Below are 15740 nucleotides of genomic sequence, written 5' to 3'. Positions count from 1 at the left end.
TAATCAATGGAAAATTTGCAACTGGTATTGTTCGTGTTAGGCGCGGTAGCCATTATCGCGGTACTTGTGCATGGTTTTTGGTCCATTAGGCGGCAGCAACCTAAATCATTAAAAGAATCGCCCATGACAGGGCTATACACAGATAAGACACGTGACAGTGACGGTTTCGACGCCGATGGCGTTGGCCCTGTAAGAGTCGTTAAAAACAACGCAGAGCAAGGCATTCCCAAGGCCACCTCGACCAGTCGTGCCACACCTTTTGGTGCACGCGCGCAAGAGAGCGAGCCAGCAGATGTCTCGCCTAGCTTCTCCCTGTCGGATGAGCCTAAGCAGAAGGCGCCGCGTTCGCGTCAAGAGCCGGTGATGTCGGCCACTCCTAACGAGGAAGTTAGCGACGCCCATCTCGAGCAGATGGAGCTTGGCCTGGGTCAGGCTCCGGCGCAGCCTTCGCTGTTTGAAGATCCGGTTACCGAGCGTAAGCAGGAAGCAGTGCGTCCCGCACCGAGAGTCGAAGCGCCTCAGTCAGTAGCGCCTGCGTCTGTAGAGCCAGTGTCTGTTGAACCAGAGCCAGCGCCAAAAGTGGCCGAAGAGACGCCGCTTGGCGATCCACAGGATGTATTGGTGCTGCACGTGGTGGCTAAAGAGGGTGAGGCCCTTAATGGCGCCGAGCTGCTACCTAGCCTGCTAACCCTCAACTTCAAGTTTGGCGATATGGATATTTTCCATCGTCATGAGGATAATGCTGGTACAGGCAAGGTGCTGTTTTCATTGGCTAACATGGTTAAGCCTGGGGTATTCAACCCAGATGAGATGGAGCAGTTTACCACTCAGGGCATAGTGCTTTTTATGACGCTGCCTTGTTATGGCGATCCTCTGATGAATTTCTCCATCATGCTTAACTCGGCCCATCAGCTTGCCGATGATCTAGGCGGCGAAGTGCTCGACGGTGGTCGCGGCGCCTGGAGCGAGCAGACCAAACAGTCTTACCTGCAGCGCATTCGCGCGCAGATGTGATACCTAATCGGATATTCAAGATAGAGGCCGCATCAGCGGCCTCTGTTGCTTAAACTGGATAACAAACATGCAAGCCATACAAGACGAGATTAAACAGTTAACCGACGAGCTTAATCAGCACAACTATCGCTACTATGTCGATGACGCGCCCTCTATTCCCGACGCCGAATATGACCGTCTGATGCGTCGCCTGCAGGAGCTGGAGGCCGAGCATCCCGAGCTGGCGCTGGCCGACTCGCCAACCCAGAGAGTCGGCGGCGAGGCCCTGAGCAAGTTTAATCAGGTGACTCACCTCAAGCCCATGCTGAGCCTGGATAACGTCTTCAGCGAAGAGGAGTTCAACGCCTTCTATAAGCGTGTCGGCGATAAGCTGCCGGATACGCCAGCATTTTGCTGTGAGCCTAAACTCGACGGTCTGGCGGTGAGTATCCTCTATCGCGATGGCGTGTTTGAGCGCGCCGCCACCCGCGGCGATGGCACTGTCGGTGAGGACATTACCGAGAACGTGCGCACCATCAAATCTGTGCCATTGAGACTCAGAGGCAGCGGTTTTCCGCCACTGCTAGAGGTGCGCGGCGAAGTCTTTATGCCTAAGGCAGCTTTCGAGGCGGTCAACGATAAGGCCCGCGCCAAGGGCGAGAAGCTCTTCGTCAACCCGCGTAATGCCGCCGCCGGTAGCCTGCGTCAGCTAGACAGCAAGATCACCGCCAGTCGCTCCTTGGCATTCTATGCCTACGCTCTGGGCGTGGTGGAGCCAGAAACCTGGCCGCTGGCAGCCAGCCATTTCGAGCAGCTGGTGCAGCTTAAAGAGTGGGGCTGTCCGGTGAGCAGTGAAGTCAAGGTATGTGCGGATATCCCCAGTGTGCTGGCCTATTATCAGGACATACTGACCCGTCGTAGCGAGCTGGCCTATGAGATAGATGGCGTGGTGCTTAAGGTGAACGATATCGCCCAGCAGCAGACTCTTGGTTTCGTGGCTAAGGCGCCTCGCTGGGCCACCGCCTATAAGTTTCCGGCCCAGGAGGAGATCACCCAGCTCGAAGGAGTTGACTTCCAGGTGGGGCGTACCGGCGCCGTGACCCCGGTTGCGCGCCTGCAGCCTGTCTTTGTCGGTGGGGTTACGGTCTCCAACGCCACCTTGCATAACGCCGATGAGATCGCCCGTCTCGGGGTGATGATAGGCGATAGCGTGATCATCCGCCGCGCCGGCGATGTGATCCCTCAGGTCGTTGCCGTGGTGCCCGAGAAGCGCCCGAGTGATGCCCAGGCGATCCAGTTCCCGCCGCAATGCCCCGTGTGTGGCAGCGACGTAGAGCGCGTCGAGGGTGAAGCGGTTGCCCGTTGTACCGGCGGCCTCGTTTGTGAGGCCCAGCGTAAGGAAGCAATCAAGCACTTCGCCTCTCGCAAGGCGTTAGATATCGATGGCATGGGTGACAAGGTGGTGGAGCAGCTGATCGATAAGGAGCTGGTGGCCAGCCCTGCGGATCTCTTCAAGCTGACCGCCTCGGCGATCACTATGCTGGATCGCATGGGGATGAAGTCAGCCACTAATTTGGTCAATGCCCTGGAAGCGGCCAAGCAAACTACCTTTGCCCGTTTCCTCTATTCGCTGGGGATCAGGGAGGTGGGCGAAGCCACCGCCGCCAACCTAGCTAACTATTTCAAGACTCTTGAGCATCTCAAGCAGGCGGACGCCGAGACCTTTATGAAGGTTGACGATGTCGGGGTGATCGTCGCCCAGCATCTGGTGCACTTCTTCGAGCAGCCCCATAACCTTGAGGTGATCGATGGCCTGCTGCAGGCCGGTGTGCACTGGCCCGACATCGAAGAGGTTGCCGAAGAGGCGCTCTCCCTGAAGGGGCAGACCTGGGTATTAACCGGCACCCTGACGCAACTCAATCGCAACGATGCCAAGGCTAAGCTGCAGGCATTAGGTGCCAAGGTGGCAGGCAGCGTCTCGAAAAATACCGATTGCTTGGTTGCCGGAGAGGCCGCTGGTTCTAAGTTGACCAAGGCGCAGGAGCTTGGAGTTAAGGTGATCGATGAGGCAGAGCTCTTGGCTATCCTAGGCTCTTAAATTGGCAGTGTGAATTAACCTACTAAATTAGGTTGAAGCTAAACGAGAGCGTCATCGAGAGATGGCGCTTTTTTTATCGTTCACCGCCACCAATTGTTATCAGATGTTGAAATCCGCGACATCATCACCATATAGAGAGAAACGGGGGAGGGAGAACGCTATTGAATTTTGGACATATTAATTGGTTAGACGATAAGGGACACTTTAAGCCGCCGCTTATGTTGTACCTGATGCTGGCCTTTATCGCCAGGGGATGGTGCGTGTTTATCGCCTCCCTGACTCAGGCCAGCGATCGAGCCGGTTTGGTCGCCCTCATCTATCCGCAAAAGTCTGACTTTCTGATGGCCTTGGCCGCAGGCGTCGGTGGCTTATTTCTCTATGGATTAGTGATCGCCGAGCGTAAACGCGCTCCACTCTGGTTAAGACCCGCCTTTAATCAACTTAAACCTCTGCTGATCGCGCTCTTGATGGTAGATGCCGGCCTGTTGTTGCAGCGCCTGATTCATAACCATTTTCTCTATAGCTGGAGTTTCGGTCTGGACGCGCTGTTTCTCTTCTGGAGCCTGCTCTATATCGCCAAGTCGAAGCACCTCAAATACTACCTGCAGGATTGGCGCAATCAGACGGATTAGCAAATCGCGGGCAAAAAAAAGCGCTGCAAGATGCAGCGCTAAGCATATCTCTTTGAATGAAAATTCAGTCTCAAGATATCGGAATGTTACAAAATACCTTATAAATCAATGTGAAAAACAACAAATTCACAGGACTTATATTAAGGACAATTGACAGCAACACTCTTTAAAGAAACATAATCCGGGGTTGCTACGTCTCTCTAAAGAACAGAAGCATACTAACACTAGTTGGATATTGTATACAATAAGTAATTTCAATCTTAGTTTAGATTTTTTGCATATCTTATAACCAGCAGCTAATCGTCTCTCGGTGCACTTTGGCGTCAATCTGTGCGTAAGTGGTCAATTTAATGACAGATTGTACAAATTGAGTTGCTATTGACTATAGTTATGTTATTAAAGTTAGGTTGCTTTTCATATTCTTAGGGGATCATCCTGTATCCAGATCTGGATGAGGGGACCTAATGGGTATGGGGAAAATCAATGGAGTTGCTTCGAGTGGCCAGAACTGAGCCGATACAATTACCCCTGTCTAAGTTACAAACAGGTATCACTGTTAAGTTACCCTTGTCTTGGAAAAACCATCCTTTCCTTTTTAACCGCATCAAGATTGAAGAAGAGGCGCAGATAGAGCTGATCAAGAGTCTTGGCGTGCCCTATGTTCTGTTGGTGTCGGGCGAAGAACTGCTGGAAGAGGAGAGTGAGGAGGGGGACGAGCAGGCTGAAAAGGCTGAAGAGGTGGTGGATCCCATCGTAGAAGCCAAACGTAATGTGCGGAAGTCTCTGCGTCTGAGTCAGAAGCGCTTCATCGATTGTGTCAACGAGTGTCGCTCGACCTTTAGCAAGATAGCCAGCGATCCCGAGGGCGCCTATCGTGAGGCCGCCTCGCTGGTGGAGTCCCTCATCGAGCATATGTTTGAGTATGAACAGACCCACCTGGCGTTAGTGACCGCAGGTGAGAGCGATAATAGCGTGACCCAACACGGCATCTCGGTGGCGGTATTGGCGCTGATGATCGCCAGGGCCATGGAGCTGCCCAAATCGGATATGCGCGACATCGCCCTGGGCTGCCTGTTCCATGACATAGGTAAGCTCAAGGTACCCGAGTCTATCCGGCGCAAGAAGACACAGTTAACGGCTTCCGAGGCCAATTTCCTCAAGATGCACCCCAACTTTGGCTACGAGATGCTCAACAAGACGGGCCTGTTTAATAAGGCGGTGCTCAGCATCGTCCTGCATCATCACGAGTTTATCGATGGCTCTGGCTTTCCCGATGGCCTGACAGAGAAGAAGATCCCCATCATCACCCAGCTGGTGAGCCTGGCGAATGATTATGACGGTCAGCTGTGGGCCGAAGAGAGCCGCTCGCCTCAGATAGCCCTGGGTTATCTGTTTAAGAATCATGCGGGGAAACATTCGGAAACGCTGATCGCCGTGTTGGTCAAGCTGCTGGGGATCTATCCGCCGGGCACTCTGGTGCGTCTCAGCGATGGCGATGTCGGTAAGGTGATGGTCACCACTCAATCGGTGAAACAGCCTCAGGTGTGGGCCTGTCATCCCGACGGCAGCGAGCCCGGCCTGCGTTTCCTCAGTCAGGAGGAGGTGTTTGTCGATAGCGTGCTAAAGCTAGAAGAATTAACCGAAGGTGCAATGCGCGTGTTACAGGCCGACAGTGGAATTAGTTTTTATTTTGCTGGCACCCCCTAGTCCCCTTGCGTTATTTTAGAAGTCTGGTTTCAAGTCAAAATATTTTAATTTAGAGCATTCAAGATGATAACTTCTGTTGCCGTCGTCGGCTGCGGCTGGTTTGGTCTGCCTTTGGCCAAGGCCCTGTTAAGCCAAGGATTAAAGGTCACGGGCTCCAAGCGCTCGCCACAGGAGGCCGAGGCCTTATCAGCCGATGGAATCACTGGCTTTGCGCTGGATTTAGAAACGCTTGAGAGTGAAGATTTGTCCTCTCAGACCCGCGAAGCGATAACCCAAGGCCTCGCCTGTGATGCCATAGTGATCAACATTCCCCCAGGACTTCGCCGTGGTGATAACGGCTATCTGGACCGCCTCAAGCGCCTCAAGGCGTTAATGGGGACTCACGAATATCAGCGCATCATCTTTATCAGCACGTCTGGTGTCTATCCTGCCGGTGGCGACAGCTCTGGCAGTGGTTGCGTCGAGAGCGATGCTAAGGTCCACAGCCCGGCGAGCGAGACCTTACTGGCCGCCGAGGCGCTCTTCTCAGGTGCTAACTCTGCCGATGGCGTGTCCAACAATCACTCTGATGGTAGCGAGTCTAACAATAGCTGCGTCGTCGTGCGTTTCGCCGGTCTCATTGGTCCCAAAAGGCATCCAGGACGATTCCTGGCGGGAAGAGAAGATGTGCCAGGCGGTAACCTAGCGGTGAATATGGTGCATCTCGATGATTGCATTGGTGCCGTGACCTTGCTGCTGAAAGCCGAGGGGGCTTTATCGCCAGCCTATAATCTCTGCGCGCCGCTGCATCCCACCAAAGCTGAATTTTATCAAAAAGCGGCGACTCAGCAGGGGCTCACGCCGCCCAGCTTTATCGAGGGAGACTTAGCTGAAGATAAGCGCGTCGATGGAGGCCTTATCACCCGGGAGTTAAACTATCAGTATAAGTTTACCGATCCCCTAGCCATGTTGACCCATTGCTAGGCTAATGCTTGTGAAAGCTAGTGTTCGTGAAGGCTAATGTTCATAAAGGTTTGCGTTCAAAAGGCCGAAGCGTATTTGGTTGCGCTTTTGACTGAATTTATGAGTCCTTGTCTTGGTAAGAGAAGATGGTAAGAGAAGATAGTAAGAGAAGGTTGTGAGATAAGGTTGCAAGATAAATAAATAGCCTCAGCTAAGCCTGGGGAGCAAACATTTTTTCAATAATAAGAAGAGTTGGTTATGAAAAGAGTCGTGAATCTATGTCGTTATGTGGGTCTGTTGTTTATCGCCCTGGCCGCCTTTCAGGTTAGCGCTCAGGCTAAGTATGTCGAAGGGGTCGATTATGTGAAGGTGGCGGGGATCCCTGAGGTGAATCAGCCTGTGGTGCGTGAGTTCTTCTCCTATAACTGCCCCCACTGTTATCGTCAGGATGGCTTGATCACCTCGGCCGTGGCCAAGTTAAAGGCCGATTTGGGTGAGAAGCTGGCATTTGAGCGTACGCCGGTGGCGGGCGGCCGCGCGGCCTGGCAGCTGAGCCAGGAAGCCTACTACCTAGCGAAGAAGTTCCATGTGACCGAACAGACCCATGGCAATCTGTTTAAGCGGATCCATGAGGGTAATGGCGCCTTTAAGCGTCAGGAGGAGCTGAGTCAGTTCTTTGTCGAGCAGGGCCTGTCGAAGGCAGAGGTCGACAAGGCGCTGGCGTCGGTAGATAACAAGTTGGCGGTCGCCGACTATGATACTCAGGCACAATTATCTGGGATCCGCGGGGTGCCTTCGCTACTGGTAAACGGTAAATATCTGGTGAGCAATAAGCAGCGCAGCGCCGAGGAGTTGGCCGATCTGCTTGCCTATCTCTCGACCCTGAAATAGGTCACTTTTCTCATCAGTGAAGCTTCTCAACAGGGAAGCCTCTCTATCCCATCAGCCGCCGCTTGGCGGCTTTTTTGTACAATCCATTAACAATTCTGTTCGACCTTAGTCTAGTTTGCAAACCTATGAAAATTTTAGGTTTACGTTGACGTCAACTTCGATCTTATTGTTTTGTAACGAAAATGTTTTAATTTGCGTTCAGGTTGACGCTGGCGTTAGACCAAAGTCGCGATTGTCCTAATGACTGCGCTTGCTAGATTAATTCATGACTTAATAATAATCAGCACAGGGGAGTCGCAATGGCTTTTGAAAATAACGAAAAGGCAGAAGGTTACTGGCGTGAAAATTTACGTCTAGTGCTCGGACTGCTAGCAATTTGGGCTGCAGTGTCATTTGGCTGCGGTATTTTATTGGTCGATGTACTCAATGAGATCCATTTCATGGGCTTCAAACTGGGCTTCTGGTTTGCTCAGCAGGGGGCCATGTATGTATTTGTTGCACTGATTTTTGTCTACGTGGCGAAAGCCAATGCCTTAGACAAAAAATACAATGTTCATGAAGACTAAGGAGCAATGAGATGGATGTTCAAACGTTAACCTATTTGATAGTGGGCTTTACCTTTGCCCTCTATATTGGCATTGCGATCTGGTCTCGCGCCGGCTCAACTAAAGAGTTCTATGTTGCTGGCGGTGGCGTACACCCTGTGATGAATGGTATGGCCACGGCGGCAGACTGGATGTCGGCGGCGTCTTTCATTTCACTGGCGGGTATCGTCTCCTTCGTCGGTTATGACGGCTCCGTCTACCTGATGGGCTGGACTGGCGGTTATGTGCTGCTCGCGCTCTGTATGGCACCTTACCTGCGTAAGTTTGGTAAGTTTACCGTGCCTGACTTTATCGGCGATCGTTACTACTCCCAGGCGGCCCGTACCGTTGCGGTAGTCTGTGCCATCTTCATCTGTTTCACCTACATCGCCGGTCAGATGCGCGGTGTGGGCGTGGTGTTCTCACGCTTCTTGGAAGTAGAGGTCGATACCGGTGTTTATATCGGTATGGCCGTGGTCTTCTTCTACGCGGTACTCGGCGGCATGAAGGGCATTACCTATACTCAGGTGGCTCAGTACTGCGTATTGATCTTCGCCTTCATGGTACCTGCTATCTTCATCTCTGTGATGATGACAGGGCATATCCTGCCGCAGCTTGGCTTCGGCGCCGAGTTGGTGGATGCCGCGGGCAACAACACGGGTGTCTACCTGCTTGAAAAACTCGACGGTCTGTCTGCTCAGCTTGGTTTCTCTCAGTACACAGAGGGCTCTAAGGGGATGATCGACGTCTTCTTCATCACGGGTGCACTCATGTTCGGTACTGCGGGTCTGCCACACGTTATCGTTCGCTTCTTCACCGTACCTAAGGTGAAAGATGCGCGCGTCTCAGCGGGTTGGGCATTGGTGTTTATCGCCATCATGTACACCACTATTCCTGCACTGGCTGCCTTCTCTCGCGTGAACATGATTGAGACAATCAATGGTCCAGAGTCAACGGGTGTGGCTTATGAAACGGCGCCAGATTGGATCAAGAACTGGGAGAAGACAGGTCTGATCAAGTGGGACGATAAGAACAACGACGGCAAGATCTACTATGCCAAGGGCGAAACCAATGAGATGAAGATCGACCGCGACATCATGGTACTGGCTACCCCTGAGATCGCTAATCTTCCAGCATGGGTGATCGCGCTGGTTGCGGCAGGTGGTCTGGCGGCGGCGCTGTCAACTTCTGCGGGTCTGCTACTGGTTATCTCAACGTCGGTATCGCACGACCTGTTGAAGAAGAACTTCATGCCGGATATCTCGGATAAGCAGGAGCTGCTCTATGCCCGTATCGCCGCGGCGCTGGGTATCGTCATGGCGGGTTACTTCGGTATCAACCCTCCAGGCTTCGTAGCGGCCGTGGTGGCAATCGCCTTCGGTCTGGCGGCATCGTCACTCTTCCCGGCGATCATCATGGGTATCTTCTCTCGCACCATGAATAAAGAGGGCGCCATTGCCGGTATGGTGATAGGTCTGCTGTTCTCGGCGAGCTACATCATCTACTTCAAGTTTGTGAATCCAGGTGATAACAACGCGTCGAACTGGTTGTTTGGCATCTCGCCAGAAGGTATAGGCATGCTGGGGATGATCATCAACTTCGCGGTAGCCTTTATCGTCAGCAAGGTAACGGCTGCGGTACCACAGAATGTGGTTGATATGGTTGAATCAATCCGCTTCCCTAAGGGAGCCGGTGAGGCCCACGACCACTAAGTTGATAAGCTTATCGGCCTAGGGAGCGCAATGCGCTCCCTTTTTTTATTTCATATCTTATTGATTTATCTTTAGCTTGTCTGGCAGTCTCAGGATTGATGTTTGGAGTTTATGGTTGGGATTCATGTTTGGAGTTTTAGGGGAGTAGGGGTGAGTAACTATCAATTATCTGTGGCGACCTTTAATAAGCTGGCGCGCCAGTATCAGGATAAATATATGCAGATGCCGCTCTACGAGCCCACCTATGCCCGCCTGAGTGAGTTACTCGGCGAGCAAGATAAGGTGCTGGAGCTTGCCTGCGGCCCGGGTAACATTGCCCGTTATCTGCTGGCGCGCCGTCCTCAGCTCGATTATCTGGGGACAGATCTGGCGCCGCAGATGGTGAGCCTGGCAAGAGAGAATAATCCCACCGCTCAGTTTGAGGTGATGGACTGCCTGGCCATCGGCAGTCTAACGGAAATGTTTGATGCCATAGTGTGTGGATTTTGCCTACCTTATCTCAGTCGGGATGAGGCAAAGGTATTGATCTTGGCGATGGCAAGAAGGCTGAATGCTGGTGGGCTGCTCTATTTGAGCACCATGGAGGGGGATTATGCCGCCTCTAAGTTTCAGACCTCCAGCAGTGGCGATCAGGCCTTCATCTATTATCACTGCGGCGTCTGGCTCAGCGCTGAGCTGAGCTCGGCAGGTTTTGAGCTGCTAAGCTGTCATCGTCAGGACTATCCTGAGCGGGGCGATGTGGATCTCTTCATCATTGCCAGGCTGCGTTAGGGAATCGGCTGGCCTTTAGTCGTATACAAGAGTTTGTTTGTTAAGGCTATAGTGAATAGAACGGCCGATGCTTGGCGAGAGTCCAGGGCGAGATGCCGACCATAGCGTAAGAGGGAGATCATGGACGCGAGCGAACTGCAACCTATTACCCAATTTCTTGGCCAGCTGACGCCCTTTGACAGCCTATCTGAGCAGACCCTGGAGCGCTGCTGCCGCGCCCTCACCGTCGGTTATTACAGCCGCTCCTCCGTCTATGTACCGCTGGATGAGGAGCACCCTCAGCTCTATATCGTCCGCAGCGGCGCCTTCGAGGTGCGCGGCGAAGATGGCGACCTGATCGACAGGCTTGGTGATGGCGATTTCTTCGGCTTTCCCTCGCTGCTCTCCGGCGAGAAGGTGAGCAACAGAGTACAGATCCTCGAAGATGGTTTGGTATATCACTTAGACCCAGAAACGTTTAACCAGCTCAGAAGCGAGAGCCGCGAGTTCGATCGCTTCTTTAACCGCGCCTTTGCCAAGCGGCTGCGCCATCAGGGGCGCTTCAAGGCCAAGGAGCTTGGTTCAACCAACAGGGTCAGCAGCCTGATGTCCAAGCAACCCCTGTGTCTGGATATCAATGCCAGCGTCAGCGACGCCGCCCGTCTGATGCGGGATAACAGGGTCTCATCGGTACTTATCATAGATAACCAAAAGCTTGCGGGGATCCTTACCGACAGGGATCTGCGTAACCGCGTGCTGGCCGAGTCCCTCGACGGCAGCCTACCTGTGCACCAGGCGATGACGGTAACCCCGACCACCCTGAGCGCCAATGCCCTGGTGTTCGAGGCCATGTTGTTGATGAGCCAACACAACATTCATCATCTGCCTATCATGGACGAGGGGCACCCCATAGGGGTGATCACCAGCACAGATATTTTGCGGGGGCAGAGCTCGCAGCCCTTGCTGCTCATTGGCGAGATAGAGCGTCAGCATGATCTCGAGAGCCTGATCCATGTCTCTAAACAGATCCCGCTGTTGCTGCAAAACCTCATCAGCGCCGATGCCAGGGCCGAGGAGATAGGCAGGGTGCTGACCTCGGTAACCGATGCCTTGACCCGGCGGCTGATCGTGCTCAATCAGCAGATCCTCGGTAAAGCGCCCATGCCATTTTGCTGGCTGGCGTTTGGCTCTCAGGGGCGCCAGGATCAGGCGGCCTGTTCGGATCAGGATAATGGCCTCTTGCTGGCACATGAGATGGACGAGCATGCTCAGGGGTATTTCGAGGCCCTGACCAAGGCGGTCTGCGCCGGACTGGATCGCTGCGGCTATGTCTATTGCCCTGGGGATATCATGGCGCAGAACCCCAAATGGCGAATGACACTAGCCCAGTGGCAACAGAAGTTTGCCAACTGGGTCGAGCACCCCGAGCCTAAAGCCTTGATGCATGCCAGCATCTTCTTCGATATGCGCTGTGTCTATGGGCCGTCGAGCCTGTTTGAGGGGCTGCAGTCTCAGGTGCTGGAATCCACCAAGGATAACGATATCTTCCTAGCGGGCATGGCGGGCAACGCCCTACAGGTGTCACCGCCCCTAGGCTTCTTCAAGAAGTTTGTGCTGGAGCGTGACGGCCAGGAGGTGAAGGGGATCGATCTTAAGCACAAGGGCAGTGCACTCATCAACGACATCGCCAGAGTCTACGCCCTGTCGGCGGGCATTAGCGAGGTCAACACCGCCAAGCGCATTCGCCTGCTGATGGAGCAGAACATCATCAATCGCAAAGATGCCCTGAATCTCGCCGATGCCCACGAGTTTATCGCTCACATGCGCCTGTCGAATCAGGGCTATCAGTATACTCACAACCAGCCCCTCACCAACTATCTGATGCCCCAGCAGCTCTCCTCTCTGGTACGTCATCAGCTGCGAGACGCCTTCAAGGTGGTGCATGACGCGCAGGCGGGCCTAAAACTTAAATTTACCCGGAGCTTCTAGGTGCTGGCAGGGATTAAGGTCAGGTCGCAGCTCTGTTGGCGAGCCCTGATGGCAAAAGATGCCGGGCTCAAGGCCTATCAGCAGGCGCTGATGCCGGTTATCGACAAGCCATTCGCGGAGGCGGAGCTGCTGGCAATAGATCTCGAGATGACAGGGCTCAATGCCAGCTTCGATCAGATCTTAAGTATCGGCGTGGTGCCTATCCGTCAGGGGCAGCTTATTCTCAGCGAGGCGCAGCATAAGTTGGTGCAGATAGAGGGCAGCGTCGGCCAGAGCGCCACCATACACGGCATCTTAGATACCCATCTGGATGCGGCCTTGACCCCGGAGCAGGCGATGGCCTGGTTTTTATCCGTGAGTGAGGGCATGGTGTTGGTGGCCCACCATGCGCCGCTGGATCTCGCCTTCTTACAATCTGGCCTGCAGGCCTGTTTGGGAGAGAAGCCGCGCCTGCTAGCCATCGATACCTTATTGCTAGAGAAGCAGCGACTGCTCAGACAACAGGAACATCTGCAAGAGGGCTGTCTGCGCCTGGGGCGCAGCCGCGCCCGATATGGTCTGCCCGTGTATGCCGCTCATAACGCACTCATCGACGCGCTGGCCTGCGGCGAGTTGCTGCTGGCGCAGGTGGCGGCCATGGGCGGCGCAACTAAGGTGAAGATCGCCGAGCTGCTGCCTTAATACCTGATTATACTTGGTTACATTTTGCGCCTTTATCTTTGGCGACTTTCCGCCATTATCTCAGTAGAGACAAGATGTTGGACGCATTGAGACAAGTAGGTGTCCGGCAGTGTAACGGTTAGAGCAAAGAGGTTAATCATGGCGCTTCCTTTACTCTGGCTCGGCGGGGCCGCACTAGGGGCCGCCTTTATCGCCGACGCCAAACAGAAACAACGACAGTTGACCTTAGACAGGCGGTTAGGCCGTGCGCCCAAGGCGCCAGAGGGTAAGCGGGTGAGCCCACTCGCCCCCAGTGTGTTGCACCTTGGTGAGGTCAAGGTCACGCCGCCTCCCGGCGCTATGGTGTGCTGCTTCGTCTTCGGGGTGATAGAGCATACAGGTATCTGGCTTGGCGACGATACCTTGGTTGAGCTGCACGGCTGCGGTCTGATCCGGCCTGTGTCATCTAAGCGTTTCTTGGCGGGGCGCACCGGTAGCCGTATCTTCGTCGCCTGTGACCATCAACATAGACCCTTAATTGGTGAATCCGTGCTTGAGAGGGCGCAGCAGGCCATCTATCAGTATCGCGACTATGATCTCTTCGATAACAACTGCCATCGCTTCGTCTGGTATTGTCTTACCGGCGAGGAGCTGAGTATCTCGAGTTTCGATAAGTTTAATCGTCTGCTGGCCAGCCATTTCGCCCAGGCCATCTATTGGGATGAGGCCGCAATAGCTAAGTGTGATTAAGAAAGGCTTAGCTTGGGCCTGGTCCGAAGGTCAATTCATTAAGTCTTAAGCTAAAAAAAAATGCCGACATCATGTCGGCATTTTCTGTTTTAAATCTGGCGATTATTCGCCGCAGAAGTAGTTCACGGCGCGCTTGACCAGCTCGATGCCTGTCTGTTCGCATGGCGGTAGCTCGGCATCCGATTCGCTGATCGGTGTCACGCGCTCGCCCCACTTGAACAGCACTGCGGCCGAGGTCAGGCCGGCACCGAAGGCGCAAGACAAGATGGTTTGATTTGGCTTGATCAGACCCTTCTCCAGCGCATCGCAGATGGCGATAGGGATAGTGGCCGCCGAAGTGTTGCCGTAGTTGGCGATATTCACCACTGCCTTCTCTTTCGGGATCTTCATGCGGTTGATCAGAGTATCGATAATGCGCTCGTTCGCCTGATGCGGGATCACCAGATCCACTTCGTCTTTGTCGACGCCACATTTTTCCAGCACTGTGTTGCTGAGCTTACCCATACCGGCGATGGCGCGCTTGAAGATCTCCTGACCGTTGAATTCGATGTAGAAATCCAGTGAAGCGGCGTTGAATCTGTCCATGGCGGTACCAAAGCCCGCCTTGAGGATATCGCGACCGGCTGGGTCATTGTTGAGCTCATAGCCCAATACGCCGCCAGGCTGGTCTGTGGCTTCGACGACCACGGCACCTGCGCCGTCACCGAAGAGGACCGCAGTTTCGCGGCGAGACCAGTCGAGGTAGAAGGAGAGGCGCTCGGCGCCGATCACCAATACCTTCTTCGACTGACCACTCTTGATCTGTGAGCTGGCCAAACCTAAGCCATAAAGGAAACCACTACAGGCGGCGTTGATATCGAACGCACCGCAGCTGGCGCCAATGTTGGCCTGTACGGTTGATGCTATGTTTGGAATCAGCGTATCAGGGCTGGCGGTCGCCAGTATGATAAGATCTATCTCTTCGCCCTTAACACCGGCAGCGGCCAAGGCGCGCTGGGCGGCAACGGTCGCTAGCTCAGAGGTGTTGACATGACTGATGTGTCGCTGACTGATCCCAGTACGCGGCTTAATCCATTCATCGGAAGTGTCGATAAAAGTGGCAAGATCATGGTTGGTAAGCGTTGCGGGGGGAACACATTTTCCCCAGCCGGTAATGGTGGCGTACTGCATCTGAATATTCTCTCAAAAATAAAAAGGCAGAGTACATCAGCTCTGCCTTATCAAACTAATCTAATAAGCCTAGCAATAAGTCAAGCAAGCTACAGTGATTTAGCTCACCTGTTGGGCAACCAGCTCACGTATGGCATTGGCTGCATGTAATATATGGTCTCTCAGAAGCGTTACTGCCTTGTCAATCTCTTGGTTACGACAGTAGGTGAGCAAGTCTCTATGGTCTTGCGCCGCTCTGGGGATGCCGCCTGCCAGCAGAAGCTGTAGACGTATGTAGCGATCACAGTTGGTATTTAGACCGTGTACCACATCCATGGTGTGAGGACGATCGGCCGCCTGATACAGGCAGGTGTGGAACTTGGTATTGAGTTCACTCCAGCTGCTCACGGCATCTTCCTGTTGGAAAGCCGCCTCCAGTTCATCCAGGTAACCCTGGGCCTGAGCCAGCATCTCATCATCGAGATTCGGGATCGCCTTGGCAAGCAGATCGGTTTCGATTAGGGCCCTTAGCTCAAACAGCTCGGTGACCTGATCGACCGACAATTCGGTGGCGGTAGCGCCCTTATGGGCTTCAAACTTTACGAGTCCTTCGGCTTCGAGTTGCAGCAGGGCTTCTCTTACCGGGATGCGACTGACGTTCAGTGCCTCGGCTAAGGCGCTCTGGCGTAAAGGTTCGCCGGCGGCAATTTCGCCTGAAAGGATTTTCTCTCTTAAGACTTCCACCACGACCTGGGTGCGCGTTTTATGAACGATTGGAGTTGTTCGGCTCATAGTTCCCGTAATGTCTTTTCGTTATTATATGTGATCCGCATAAGATTACCGCTTATAGCACTATAAATAAAGGGAAACCGTGGTTTCCCTT

Annotated in this window: 14 protein-coding genes; 12 read left to right on the top strand and 2 right to left on the bottom strand. The window is 53.7% G+C overall.

The window, feature by feature from the left end:
- Positions 1-6: 6 nt before the first annotated feature.
- The 12 genes from zipA (at position 7) to SHEW_RS12265 (ending at position 13708) form a co-directional block, all read left to right on the top strand.
- A complete protein-coding gene (zipA, locus tag SHEW_RS12320; RefSeq protein ID WP_011866175.1) occupies positions 7-1014 on the top strand; it encodes a cell division protein ZipA in 1008 nt (335 codons plus the stop codon).
- A 67-nt stretch (positions 1015-1081) separates the two neighbouring features.
- Positions 1082-3091, top strand: coding sequence for an NAD-dependent DNA ligase LigA (gene ligA, locus SHEW_RS12315; RefSeq protein WP_011866174.1), 2010 nt, complete (start codon positions 1082-1084; stop codon positions 3089-3091).
- Between the two features lie 161 nt (positions 3092-3252).
- On the top strand, positions 3253-3723 hold the full coding sequence (locus tag SHEW_RS12310) for a DUF2919 domain-containing protein (RefSeq protein ID WP_011866173.1): 471 nt from the start codon (positions 3253-3255) through the stop codon (positions 3721-3723).
- Between the two features lie 498 nt (positions 3724-4221).
- Entirely contained in the window at positions 4222-5430 is a 1209-nt protein-coding gene (locus SHEW_RS12305) for a cyclic di-GMP phosphodiesterase (protein ID WP_041406655.1), read from the top strand.
- A 63-nt stretch (positions 5431-5493) separates the two neighbouring features.
- Complete coding sequence (locus SHEW_RS12300; RefSeq protein ID WP_011866171.1) at positions 5494-6393, top strand: SDR family oxidoreductase; 900 nt, start codon at positions 5494-5496, stop codon at positions 6391-6393.
- 237 nt (positions 6394-6630) lie between these two features.
- Positions 6631-7263 carry a thiol:disulfide interchange protein DsbA/DsbL gene (locus SHEW_RS12295; RefSeq protein WP_011866170.1) on the top strand — a complete coding sequence of 211 codons (633 nt, stop codon included), beginning with the start codon at positions 6631-6633 and terminating at the stop codon, positions 7261-7263.
- A 299-nt stretch (positions 7264-7562) separates the two neighbouring features.
- Positions 7563-7829 (top strand): DUF4212 domain-containing protein, encoded by a 267-nt coding sequence (locus tag SHEW_RS12290; protein ID WP_011866169.1) that lies wholly within the window; start codon positions 7563-7565, stop codon positions 7827-7829.
- A gap of 11 nt (positions 7830-7840) precedes the next feature.
- Positions 7841-9559, top strand: a complete 1719-nt coding sequence (locus tag SHEW_RS12285; RefSeq protein ID WP_011866168.1) for a sodium:solute symporter family protein — start codon at positions 7841-7843, stop codon at positions 9557-9559.
- A gap of 150 nt (positions 9560-9709) precedes the next feature.
- Positions 9710-10330: a class I SAM-dependent methyltransferase gene (locus tag SHEW_RS12280; RefSeq protein WP_041406654.1), complete on the top strand. Its 621-nt coding sequence runs from the start codon at positions 9710-9712 to the stop codon at positions 10328-10330.
- A gap of 120 nt (positions 10331-10450) precedes the next feature.
- Positions 10451-12298 carry a DUF294 nucleotidyltransferase-like domain-containing protein gene (locus SHEW_RS12275; RefSeq protein ID WP_011866166.1) on the top strand — a complete coding sequence of 616 codons (1848 nt, stop codon included), beginning with the start codon at positions 10451-10453 and terminating at the stop codon, positions 12296-12298.
- A gap of 48 nt (positions 12299-12346) precedes the next feature.
- A complete protein-coding gene (locus SHEW_RS12270; protein ID WP_049766527.1) occupies positions 12347-12979 on the top strand; it encodes an exonuclease domain-containing protein in 633 nt (210 codons plus the stop codon).
- A 138-nt stretch (positions 12980-13117) separates the two neighbouring features.
- Positions 13118-13708, top strand: a complete 591-nt coding sequence (locus SHEW_RS12265; protein ID WP_011866164.1) for a lecithin retinol acyltransferase family protein — start codon at positions 13118-13120, stop codon at positions 13706-13708.
- A gap of 102 nt (positions 13709-13810) precedes the next feature.
- Here SHEW_RS12265 and SHEW_RS12260 read toward each other — a convergent pair whose 3' ends face one another.
- Positions 13811-14878, bottom strand: coding sequence for a ketoacyl-ACP synthase III (locus tag SHEW_RS12260; RefSeq protein WP_011866163.1), 1068 nt, complete (start codon positions 14876-14878; stop codon positions 13811-13813).
- Between the two features lie 99 nt (positions 14879-14977).
- Positions 14978-15649, bottom strand: coding sequence for a GntR family transcriptional regulator (locus SHEW_RS12255; protein WP_011866162.1), 672 nt, complete (start codon positions 15647-15649; stop codon positions 14978-14980).
- Positions 15650-15740: the final 91 nt, after the last annotated feature.

This window comes from Shewanella loihica PV-4, assembly GCF_000016065.1.
In the GTDB taxonomy this organism is placed as follows: Bacteria; Pseudomonadota; Gammaproteobacteria; order Enterobacterales; family Shewanellaceae; genus Shewanella; species Shewanella loihica.
Note: the sequence above shows the minus strand (reverse complement) of the source record. Positions and strands in the feature narration are given on the sequence as shown.